Origin of the sequence: Azoarcus sp. TTM-91 (genome assembly GCF_012911025.1) — a bacterium.
Lineage (GTDB): Bacteria > Pseudomonadota > Gammaproteobacteria > Burkholderiales > Rhodocyclaceae > Azoarcus.
Genome location: NZ_WUEI01000031.1, coordinates 36,119 through 46,275, shown reverse-complemented (window position 1 = coordinate 46,275; position 10,157 = coordinate 36,119). Strand labels below are relative to the sequence as shown.

The following is a 10,157-nucleotide window of genomic DNA, read 5'->3' as shown; positions in this document are numbered from 1 at the left end:
GCGCAGCAGCATCACCCACCACCTCGCCACCAGCAGCCCCCGCTCCGCCCGCGTCGCCCAGGATCTGCTCGCCCGCCTGGCCACGCTGGTCGATGGCGGCGGCAAGCTCGCGGCCTGCGGTGGCGGGAACATCGAACACCAACCGGCCCTGGCCGAACTGCTGGCCCAGCTCTCCCGCCAGGCCATCGCCCCCTCGCCCCGGGACGCGCGCCAGATCGCCCGCCAGCTCGAAGCCCTCAGCCATACCGCCGACACCGGCCTGGGCGACGCCCTGCGCAGCCGCATCGTCAAGCTGGCCGAGGAATGGCGGCTGAAGGAGCGCCGCGCGAGCGACATGCAGGCCGGGCTGGAAGACTGAACTGCCCGGCCGGCGAAGCCGTGCTTCGTTTTTTCCGCCTACGCCCTGCGAGGGGAGCGGGGAGAAAACCGGCGGCGCGTCATTCGGCGGGCAATTGGAACCAGAACACCAGGAAAGAGGCTGCCGCCCCTCAAGCCATCAAGGCCTGACCGCCTCCGCCGCAAGCGGCGCAGCTGCCCCGCCTGCCAGCGCGCCGCCAACGCCCTTCCCACCCAGCCGCCGCACGCCCCACATTGCGCTGCCCGGCACATGCTCCGGCACGCCGACGCGGCCTATGCCGGGCAGCTTCAGCGCCGGCGGCCAGACGTCCACGCCCAGGCTGAGGCCGAGCAGGTTCAGCTCCAGGCCTTCCTCCGCCGCCACGGTGATGCCCAGCAGGCCGAGCAGGGAGAACTGGGCGCCGGTGCCGCTGGGGGCGGCGCCGAACAGGGCGCCGTCGGGCAGGTAGTCCTTGCCGATGGCGGTGGAAGGCAGTTCCAGGCGCAGTTCCGGCACCTCCCGCGCCAGGTAGGCGACGAAGGTGTTGCTGTTGGGGCCGGGCCAGATGCGGTATTCGTTGGCATGCGGATAGCGGCCGGCAGCCTCGTGCAGGCGGGCGATCATCGCGTCCACTTCGGCGCCGCCGCGCAGGTCGCGCAGCAGCGTGGGTTCGTTGCCGTACCAGTAGCCGTCGGGAATGCCTTCGCGCACCCGCACCGCCTGGCGGCCGTTGCCGACGCCGAAGCCCATCACTTCGAAGCGGGTGTATTCCGCCGCGCCGCGCGGTTTGGCCGCCACCCAGGTATGCACGCCGAAGGCGCCGCGCCAGCGCACCGCGCGGGCGGAGTACACCTGGATCACCGCTTCCCGGATCGTTGCCGGGTCCGGAGCGAGGCCGGTGCTGTCGCGGCGGGCGCCGCGCCAGTCGCGGGCGTTGTCACCGGCGTAGTAGGCAGCCACCGAGCCTGCGAGCGGCAGGAAGAAGGCGGCGATGGCGCAGAGCAAGAGACGTGAGCGGCGGAACTTCATCGGCGGGGCGGAAGCGGTTGGGGAACGCTTTCCAGAGTATCACCGGCCGCGCCGGGTTCCCGGCGCGGGGGCTCGGCTTTTACGCATTCGCCGGCCCCGCGTGAGCGATTGCTCAGGCGATGAAGCCGAGCACCACGCTGAGGGTGATGAAGGACAGCAGCGTCGCCACCACCAGCGCCGCCGAGCACATGCCCTCCTGACCATACTTCAGGCCGAAGATGGGGTAGATGGTGAGCATGGGCGCGGCGGCGAACACCACCGCCGCGCTGCGCAGCGTCGGGTCGGCCGGCGGGAACACCAGCACGAAGGCGGCCACCGCCAGCGGGTGCAGCACCAACTTGCCGAGGGAGATGGCGGCGAGGTCGCCCGCCATGCCCCTCACCTTCTGCCCGACCAGGCCGCCGCCGATGACGAACAGCGCCACCGGCGCCGAGGCGGTGGCCAGCATGTCCACCGCCTTCGCCGGTACGCCGCCCAGGCGCAGCCCGGCGAGCGAACCGGCGAAGCCGAGCACGATGGCGATCACGATGGGGTTCCTGGTGAGGCGCAGGAAGGTCTGGCCCAGCACGGTGCGCAGGCTGGCGCCCTGGCCGCCGGAGCTTTCCGCCAGCGCGATGACGAAGGGCAGCAGCAGCAGGTTCTCCACCAGCATGCACAGCGCCAGGGCGACGCCGGCGGTTTCGCCGAAGAGCTGCCAGGCCACCGGGAAGCCGACGAAGGCGCTGTTGGACATCGCCGCGCCCATGCCCACCAGCGCGCAGCCCTGGGCGTTCTTCTTCAGCAGGTATCGCGCGGCGCCCAGCGCCAGCAGGAAGACCAGCAGCGAGCCGGCGAGATAGGCGGCGACGTAGTTGGGGTCCATCACCTCGCCGAAGCTGCGTTGCAGCAGGGCGCGGAACAGCACCGCCGGCAGGGCGATGTTGATGACGAAGGCGCCCAGCACCCGCATGTCCTGGCGCGGAAACAGGCCGCCGCGAACGCAGGTGTAGCCGAGGGCGATGATGAGGAAGATCGGGCCGACGATGGCCAGGATGTCGAGCAAGATGGTTCTCCGGGCGTGCGCAGGGCCGCGCCCCCGGCAAGCGGCGGACGCGGCCCTGCATCGGTGCGCGCACGCGGCGCGCCTGGTTTACTGCGGCTTCAGCGGAGTTGTGGCTTCAGCAGACTCGGGTTCGATTCCCGCCGGCGGAATCAGAACTCCTCGGTATCGATCTCGGTCTGGGTCGGCGCGTTGTAGCGCGGACCGGTGACGGTGCGCTGGTTGACCAGTTCGCCGGCGCGCGCCAGCAGCGTCGGGTCCAGCTTCAGGTCGGCGGCGGCCAGGTTCTCTTCCAGGTGGGCGACGTTGGTGGTGCCGGGAATCGGCAGCACATGCCCGCCTTGTGCCAGCAGCCAGGCCAGCGCGAGTTGGGCCGGGGTGCAGCCGGCCTCCTGCGCCAGCGCGCGGTAGTCGTCCAGCAGCTTGAGGTTGGCGACGAGGTTGTCGCCCTGAAAGCGCGGCATGGCGCGGCGGATGTCCTTGGCGTCGAAGGCGGCCACGTCTTCCACCGTGTGGAAGGCATCCGCCAGGTAGCCGCGCGCCACCGGGCTGAAGGCGACGAAGGCGGCGCCCAGTTCGCGGCAGGTATCCAGCACCGCGATCTCGGCGTTGCGCGTCCACAGCGAGTATTCGGTCTGCACCGCGGCCACCGGATGCACCGCATGGGCGCGGCGCAGGGTGTCGGCGGAGACTTCGGACAGGCCGACCGCGCGGATCTTGCCGGCGGCCACCAGCTCGGCCATCGCGCCCATGCTGTCTTCGATGGGTACTTTCTTGTCCCAGCGGTGCAGGTAGTAGAGGTCGATGACATCGGTGCGCAGGCGGGCGAGCGCTTCGTCGCAGGTGCGCTTGATGGTTTCCGGCCGGCCGTCGATGACGCGCTTGCCGTCCACGCCGGTCATGCCGCACTTGCTCGCTAGCGTGAAGCGCGAGCGATAAGGCGACAGCACCCGGCCGACCAGGGTTTCGTTGGCGCCAAAGCCGTAGAGGGCGGCGGTGTCGAAGTGGGTGATGCCCAGGTCCAGCGCCCGCAGCAGCACCTGTTCGGCCACTTCCGGCGCCGGCGGCACGCCGTAGGCGTGGCTGAGGTTCATGCAGCCCAGGCCGATGGCGCCGACCGGGAAGGGTCCGAGATTGCGTTGATGCATGCGCAGCTCCTTGGAAATGACTGCGCCGGCGCGGGGCCGGCGGAGCATGAAACGGAAACGGAGCAGCCCGGCCGGGGCGGCTCCGTGAGGCGGTACAGCGGCGGCGGACCACCCGGCGGCCGGGGGAAAAGCGGGCCCTCCCCTTGCCGCCGGCGCGCCCGCCGGGCCGCCGTCGCGGCCTCAGGCCATCAGGCCTTCAGCTGCTCTTCCAGCTGGGCCAGCACCTCGTAGCACGGCAGCACCTTGGCGACGCTGGAGTTGGGCTCGCGGCCTTCGCGGATGGCGGCGAAGAACTCGCGGTCCTGCAGCTCGATGCCGTTCATGGACACATCCACCTTGGAGACGTCGATCTTCTCTTCCTTGCCGTTCACCAGGTCGTCGTAACGGGCGATGTAGGTGCCGGTGTCGCCGATGTAGCGGAAGAAGGTGCCGAGCGGGCCATCGTTGTTGAACGACAGGCTGAGCGTGCAGATGGCGCCGTTGGCGGCCTTGAGCTGGATGGACATGTCCATGGCGATGCCCAGCTGCGGATGGATGGGGCCTTGCACCGCGTTGGCCTTCACGATGGGGCTGCCAGCCTGGTAGGCGAACAGGTCCACCGTGTGGGCGGCGTGGTGCCACAGCAGGTGGTCGGTCCAGCTGCGCGGCTGGCCGAGCGCGTTCATGTTGGTGCGGCGGAAGAAGTAGGTCTGCACGTCCATCTGCTGGACGTTGAACTCGCCGGCCTCGATCTTCTTGTGCACCCACTGGTGGCTGGGGTTGAAGCGGCGGGTGTGGCCGCACATGGCGACCAGGCCGGTTTCCTGCTGCAGGCGCACCACTTCCCGGGCGTCGGCCAGGGAGTCGGCCAGCGGGATCTCGACCTGCACATGCTTGCCGGCGCGCAGGCAGGCGATGGCCTGCGAGGCGTGCATCTGGGTGGGGGTGCACAGTATCACCGCGTCCACTTCCGGCAGCGCCAGGCTGTCGGCGAGGTCGGTGGTGATGTGGCCGATGCCGTATTTGTCGGCCACTTCCTTGGTCTTTTCCAGGTCGCGGCTGACCAGCGACACGACTTCGACGCCGTCGATGTTCTTGATGCCGTCCAGGTGCTTGATGCCGAAGGCGCCGGCACCGGCCAGCGCCACTTTGATCGTCTTGCTCATGTCAGTTGTTCTCCAGAATGAGATGGCCCACGGCGGTGTTGGACGCCGGGACGTGGAAGAAACGGTGCTTCACGGTCGGCTTGGCGCCACCGTTGACGTCGGCCATCGCGCCGCGCGCGATCAGCCACATGACCAGCTCGATGCCCTCGGAGCCGGCTTCGCGCACGTAGTCGATGTGCGGCATCTGCGCCAGGTCAGCCGGGTCGGCGATCAGGCGGTCGAGGAAGCGGTTGTCCCACTCGGCGTTGATCAGGCCGGCGCGGGCGCCCTGCAGCTGGTGGCTCATGCCGCCGGTGCCCCAGATCTGCACCTTGATGTCGTCGTCGTAGCTCTCGACCGCCTTGCGGATGGCCTGGCCGAGCTGGAAGCAGCGGCGGCCGGAGGGCACCGGGTACTGCACGACGTTGACGGCGAAAGGGATGACCTTGCACGGCCAGGCGTCCGGCTCGCCGAACATCAGCGACAGCGGCACGGTGAGGCCGTGGTCCACTTCCATCTTGTTCACGATGGTGAGGTCGAAATCGTCCTGGATCACGCTCTGGGCGATGTGCGAGGCCAGCTCCGGATGGCCGATGACCTTGGGCACCGGGCGCGGCCCCCAGCCCTCGTCCGCCGGGATGAACTCGGCGGCGGTGCCGATGGCGAAGGTGGGAATGAAGTCCAGGCTGAAGGCGGTGGCGTGGTCGTTGTAGACGAGGAAGATCACGTCGGGCGTGTTCTCCTTCATCCACTGCTTGGAGTACTCGTAGCCGGCGAACAGCGGCTGCCAGTAAGCCTCGCCAGTCTTCTTCAGGTCGATCGCGGCGCCGATGGCCGGTACGTGCGAGGTGTAAACGGAGGCGGAAATCTTGGCCATGGTCAGTCCTTCTTCTTGCCGGCGGCGCCTTGCGGCTGGTTCTGCGGCTGGGCGTCGCCGTTCTCGCCGAGGTAGCGGTTGCCCTCGGCGGAGCGGCCGCCCTTGATCATCATGTCGCGGTATTCCTCTTCGGTCATGCCGGTCATGCTGCCCGCCATCTGCTGGAAGCTCTTGCCGTCGGTGGCGCCGATCTTGGCGAGGAAGTAGATGTTGCCGCCGGTTCGCATGCACCAGTTGAGGTCGCGGGCGAGCACCGCCTGCTTCTGCTCCTCGGTCATCGGCCACTCGTCCAGGTAGGCCCGCTCGTCGGCCTTGAAGCGCTCGCGGTTGGCCGCCTTCATCAGCGACATGCAGAACTGGTTGAGCCAGTAGCCTTTGCGCGACTGGTCGGCATCGAAAATGATGGTGCCGGGAACGTCGGTGTATGGCTTGTCGAGTGCCATGGTGCTTCTCCTTCTATGCCGGGCGCGCCGCGCTCAGACTTCTTCCGGCCAGTACAGCCGCATCGGGTTGTCGACCAGCAGCTTCTGCTGCAGCTCGGCGGTAGGGGCGATGTGGGGGATGAAATCCACCAGCAGGCCATCGTCCGGCATGTGGTCCTTGAGGTTGGGGTGCGGCCAATCGGTGCCCCACAGCACGCGGTCGGGGAAGCTCTCGACCACCTTGCGGGCGAAGGGCACCACGTCGCGGTAGGCGTTGCGTTCGCCGTCCAGCGCACGCGGGCCGCTCACCGACAGGCGCTCCGGGCAGCTTACCTTGCTCCACACGTTTTCGTGCTCACGCATGAACTTGAGGAAAAGCTCGAACTCGGGGCCGTCGACCGGCTTGCTCACGTCTGGCCGGCCCATGTGGTCCACCACCACCGTGGTCGGCAGCGCGGTGAAGAAGTCCCACAACTCGGGCAGGTCCACCGCCTCGAAGTAGATCACCACATGCCAGCCCAGCGGGGCGATGCGGCTGGCGATCTCCAGCAGCTCGTCCTTGGGGGTGAAGTCCACCAGGCGCTTGACGAAGTTGAAGCGCACGCCGCGCACGCCGGCTTCGTGCATCGCCTTCAGCTCGTCGTCGGTGACGCTGCGGCGCACGGTGGCCACGCCGCGGGCCTTGCCGCCGGAATGCACCAGCGCATCCACCATGGCGCGGTTGTCGGCGCCGTGGCAGGTGGCCTGGACGACCACGTTGCGGGCGAAACCGAGGTGGTCGCGCAAGGCGTAGAGCTGGTGCTTGCTGGCGTCGCAGGGGGTGTACTTGCGCTCCGGCGCGTAGGGGAATTCCGCCCCCGGACCGAACACATGGCAATGCGCGTCCACCGCACCGGCAGGGAGCTTGAACTGAGGTTTGGTCGGGCCCTGATACCAGTCGAGCCAGCCGGGGGTCTTGGTGAATTCCATGTCGCTTTCCACTAAGGCAAATTGTTGTCGGTAGAAGGCCGGGCGGCCTGCGGGGACGCCCGGCGCGGGTTTCATCGGCTGGCGGGCTTCCAGGGCACCACACTGACCGTGTCGGCGATGTCGAAGCGCATCAGGTCTTCGCCCATCGCCAGCGGACCGTCATAGACCGTCTGCGTGGCCTGCTTGATGTCGTTCACCGACATCGGCGGGTACTTCTTGGTGGCGGGCAGCACGTAATGGGTGTAGGCCGCCAGCTTCGGCCGGGTTTCGGCGAAGATCCTGCCGGCCTGCTCCGGGGTGGAGTGGTGGTCCATGATGGGCTGCATCTTGGGGTTCTCTTCCAGCAGGCCGGGGCGGGCGGCGGCGACTTCGTGGATCAGCAGATCCACGCCCTTGCCGTGCTTGAGCACGCCGGACGAGGGCCGGGTGTCGCCGGAGATCAGCACCGAGCGGCCGCCGTAGTCGATGCGGTAGCCCACCGAAGGGTGGATCTTCTCGCCATGCTCATTGGGAAAGGCGGTGACCTTGACGCCGCCCTGCTCGTACACCACGCCGCCGGCCTCATCGAACTCGGTGACGTCGAACCTCACGCCGGACAGCGGCAGGCCTTCGTCCGCCACACGCACCGCGAGGTCGTCCGCATAGGCGGCCTCCAGCCCCCTGGTGAGATTACCCAGGCCCTTGGGGCCGGTGATGCGGAAGGGCGTGGTACGCCCGCCATAAGCTGTGGATACCCAGCCGGTAAGCCACAGGTCGACGAGGCCGTTGGTGTGATCGAAGTGGTAGTGGGTCAGGAAGACATGATCCACGCTGCTCAGCGGCAGGCCGAGCTGCCACAGGCGGATGGTGACGCCGCGGCCGGCGTCGAACACCAGGTTCTGGCCGCCGGCCTGCACCAGCACCGCGCCGCCGAAGCGCTCGGCGTTGGGATTGGGCGTGCCGGTGCCCAGCAGCACCACGCTGAAATCCCTGGCGGACGAGGCGGCGGCAGCCGGCTCGGCGGCATGCGTCGCGGTGGTGGAAAAGGCAATCAGCGCAGCGGCGATGGCGCTGCCCAGGTGGTTCTTCAGTTTCATCTCACGGTCTCCTTTGGGTTGTGTTGGCCATGCCGTGCTGGGCGGGCATGTGCCTTTCTGAAATCGGTTTGCCATTGCGCCACGCTCACTCGCCGCCCTTCCCCAGGCTGCCCAGGATGCGGTCGGCCTCGGTGCGCCAGTCAGCGCTGCGGGCGAATTCGGGTGCGGCCCGGTCGCCGAACAGGCCGGCATCGGCGAGGTCGGCGATCCAGGCCTGGCGCTCGGCGGTGCCGGCGGCGGACCAGGGCACGAGGCCGGCCTCGCGCACCGTCTGCGCCACTTCGCGCACTTCCTCGCTGCGGCGGCGGCCGTGCTGGATGACGCGCTGGAAGAAATAGGCGGCCTGCTTTTCCCAGTCGATGCCAGGGAAGGTCTCGTACAGCGAGGCCAGCACCGCGTTCTCCACGCCGTAGTGGCGGGCGGTGGTGAGGCTTTCGATGACCAGGGCTTCCATGCCCTTGATCATCACGCTGCGGCACATCTTGGTGGCGGAGGCCACGCCCAGGCGCACATCCGCGATCTGCGCCTCGAAGCCGAGGGATGCCAGCGCCGGCGCCAGCGCCGCCGCGTGCGGCCCGCCCAGCAGCAGCGGCACGCGGATGCGGTGAGGCGGCACCGAGGTCATCACCGCGCCTTCCACATAGCGCCCCCCTGCCCCGTCGATGATCTCCGCCGCGCGGAGCTTGGCGCCGGGCGAGGCGGAGTTGAAATCGAGGAAGAAGGTGCCGGCGGCCAGGCCGGGCGCGCAGGCCCGGGCCACGGCCACCGCCTGGCTGGCGGTGACTGCGGAGATGAGCAGCTCGCAGCCGGCGGCGACCTCGGCATGGGAGGCGGCCAGCGTTACGCCATGCGCGGCGGCATGCCGGCGCAGCGGCGCGGCGGCTGTTTCGTCCGCCAGCTTGAGGTCGAATGCGGACACGGCGACGTCGAGCGCGCGCAGATCCTCGGCCAGGATGCGGCCCACCTCGCCGTAACCGATGAGGCCGACACGCAGGATGAGCGGCTCGTCCATCACAGCACCATCAGGTCCTTGCCGACGACGACTTCGCCCTTGTAGTGCTTGCGCACGCCTTCGAGCCACATCTCGTCGGTGATGCCGGGATCATCGCCCGGCACCAGATGGGTCAGCACCAGCTTCTTCACCTCGGCCTCGGCGGCCACGCGGCCGACGTCCTCGGTCGTGGTGTGGCTGGCGAGCAGGTGTTCGCGCAGGGTGGCGGCGTTGGGCACGCGCTTGAGCATGGCGTCCACGCCCGGCACGTAGATGGCCTCGTGCACCAGCACGTCGGCGCCGCTGGCGAGCTTGACGATGGCTTCGGAATAGTTGGTGTCGCCGGACACCACCACGCTGCGGTCACGCGTCTCGAAGCGCAGGCCGTAGGAGTGGTGGATGGGCGGATGGATGTTGCGCGCGGCGCTGACCTTGACCTGGGCGTTCTGCAGGATCACGCCATCGCGGTCGTAGGTGTGCGTCTCCACCAGCTGGCGCGGATCGGGCTTGCCCTCGTCGCCGATGCGGGTGTCGATGTCGAACTTCATGTACTCGAAGAAGGCCTGCGTCATCTCTTCGAGCGGCGGCGGCCCATAGACGGCGACCTTGTCCTTCAGCCCGGTGGCCCAGGCGCTGTAGAGCAGGCCGCCATACTCCAGGTTGTGGTCGGAGTGCATGTGGGTGAGGAAGACGTAGCGCAGGTCGCGCAGCGAGATGCCGGCCTGCACCAGCTGGCGGGCCACGCCCTGGCCGCAGTCGATGACATAGGGCACGCCATCGATCAGCAGCGCGGTGCAGGGGTTGGAGCGCTCTCCGCCCACCCGCGGGCCGCCCTTGGTGCCCACCAGGATGATGCGGGTGCCATTGGCGGCGGCCGCCGGTTGCTGCGCCCAGGCAGGCAGCCCCAGGCCGGCGGCGGCGAGGCCGCCAAAGCCGGCCAGGCCAGCCAGCAGCGCACGGCGCTGCGGGTCGGCCTGGGGTGGAAGGGACTGCTTGCCTTGGGTGTCGATCTCGTTCGCCTTCATGCTCTCTGTCTCCTCCGGGCCGGGGGTGATGGGGGCTGTGCCCCTCTTCTGCTGTAGCCGCGTTGCGGCATGGCTGCAGCGGCGCGCGGTGGCGACGCCGCTGCGGGATTCACATCGCTC

At 68.8% G+C, this 10,157-nt stretch carries 11 protein-coding genes; 1 reads left to right on the top strand and 10 read right to left on the bottom strand.

The features are described 5' to 3' along the window. On the top strand, positions 1–358 hold a 358-nt coding region (locus GRF61_RS11060), incomplete at its 5' end, for a hypothetical protein (protein ID WP_169150711.1). Between the two features lie 138 nt (positions 359–496). On the opposite strand, the gene GRF61_RS11055 is transcribed toward GRF61_RS11060, so the two are convergent. The 10 genes from GRF61_RS11055 to GRF61_RS11010 form a co-directional block, all read right to left on the bottom strand. Next, complete coding sequence (locus GRF61_RS11055; RefSeq protein ID WP_169150710.1) at positions 497–1,366, bottom strand: DUF3750 domain-containing protein; 870 nt, start codon at positions 1,364–1,366, stop codon at positions 497–499. 112 nt (positions 1,367–1,478) lie between these two features. Beyond that, complete coding sequence (locus GRF61_RS11050) at positions 1,479–2,408, bottom strand: AEC family transporter (RefSeq protein ID WP_169150709.1); 930 nt, start codon at positions 2,406–2,408, stop codon at positions 1,479–1,481. A gap of 149 nt (positions 2,409–2,557) precedes the next feature. Then, entirely contained in the window at positions 2,558–3,553 is a 996-nt protein-coding gene (locus GRF61_RS11045) for an aldo/keto reductase (RefSeq protein WP_169150708.1), read from the bottom strand. Positions 3,554–3,741: 188 nt separating this feature from the next. Beyond that, a complete protein-coding gene (locus tag GRF61_RS11040; protein WP_169150707.1) occupies positions 3,742–4,698 on the bottom strand; it encodes a Gfo/Idh/MocA family oxidoreductase in 957 nt (318 codons plus the stop codon). 1 nt (position 4,699) lies between these two features. Next, positions 4,700–5,554, bottom strand: a complete 855-nt coding sequence (locus tag GRF61_RS11035) for a class III extradiol dioxygenase subunit beta (protein WP_169150706.1) — start codon at positions 5,552–5,554, stop codon at positions 4,700–4,702. A 2-nt stretch (positions 5,555–5,556) separates the two neighbouring features. After that, positions 5,557–5,997, bottom strand: coding sequence for a protocatechuate 4,5-dioxygenase subunit alpha (gene ligA, locus GRF61_RS11030; RefSeq protein ID WP_169150705.1), 441 nt, complete (start codon positions 5,995–5,997; stop codon positions 5,557–5,559). Positions 5,998–6,030: 33 nt separating this feature from the next. Then, positions 6,031–6,945, bottom strand: a complete 915-nt coding sequence (locus GRF61_RS11025) for an amidohydrolase family protein (protein WP_169150704.1) — start codon at positions 6,943–6,945, stop codon at positions 6,031–6,033. Between the two features lie 71 nt (positions 6,946–7,016). Next, complete coding sequence (locus GRF61_RS11020; protein ID WP_169150703.1) at positions 7,017–8,021, bottom strand: MBL fold metallo-hydrolase; 1,005 nt, start codon at positions 8,019–8,021, stop codon at positions 7,017–7,019. An 85-nt stretch (positions 8,022–8,106) separates the two neighbouring features. Then, the gene (locus tag GRF61_RS11015) at positions 8,107–9,033 is read right to left on the bottom strand and encodes an NAD(P)-dependent oxidoreductase (RefSeq protein WP_169150702.1); all 927 of its coding nucleotides are present in this window, start codon (positions 9,031–9,033) and stop codon (positions 8,107–8,109) included. Continuing rightward, positions 9,033–10,037 (bottom strand): MBL fold metallo-hydrolase, encoded by a 1,005-nt coding sequence (locus GRF61_RS11010; protein ID WP_169150701.1) that lies wholly within the window; start codon positions 10,035–10,037, stop codon positions 9,033–9,035. Before GRF61_RS11010 ends, GRF61_RS11015 begins: the two co-directional genes overlap by 1 nt. Between the last annotated feature and the right edge of the window lie 120 nt (positions 10,038–10,157).

What these genes read in the sequence shown, in the direction of transcription:
- GRF61_RS11055 (WP_169150710.1), bottom strand. Translation starts at nt 1,366, where the DNA reads ATGAAGTTCCGCCGCTCACGTCTCTTGCTCTGCGCCATCGCCGCCTTC.
- GRF61_RS11045 (WP_169150708.1), bottom strand. Translation starts at nt 3,553, where the DNA reads ATGCATCAACGCAATCTCGGACCCTTCCCGGTCGGCGCCATCGGCCTG.
- GRF61_RS11040 (WP_169150707.1), bottom strand. Translation starts at nt 4,698, where the DNA reads ATGAGCAAGACGATCAAAGTGGCGCTGGCCGGTGCCGGCGCCTTCGGC.
- GRF61_RS11035 (WP_169150706.1), bottom strand. Translation starts at nt 5,554, where the DNA reads ATGGCCAAGATTTCCGCCTCCGTTTACACCTCGCACGTACCGGCCATC.
- ligA (WP_169150705.1), bottom strand. Translation starts at nt 5,997, where the DNA reads ATGGCACTCGACAAGCCATACACCGACGTTCCCGGCACCATCATTTTC.
- GRF61_RS11025 (WP_169150704.1), bottom strand. Translation starts at nt 6,945, where the DNA reads ATGGAATTCACCAAGACCCCCGGCTGGCTCGACTGGTATCAGGGCCCG.
- GRF61_RS11020 (WP_169150703.1), bottom strand. Translation starts at nt 8,021, where the DNA reads ATGAAACTGAAGAACCACCTGGGCAGCGCCATCGCCGCTGCGCTGATT.
- GRF61_RS11015 (WP_169150702.1), bottom strand. Translation starts at nt 9,033, where the DNA reads ATGGACGAGCCGCTCATCCTGCGTGTCGGCCTCATCGGTTACGGCGAG.
- GRF61_RS11010 (WP_169150701.1), bottom strand. Translation starts at nt 10,037, where the DNA reads ATGAAGGCGAACGAGATCGACACCCAAGGCAAGCAGTCCCTTCCACCC.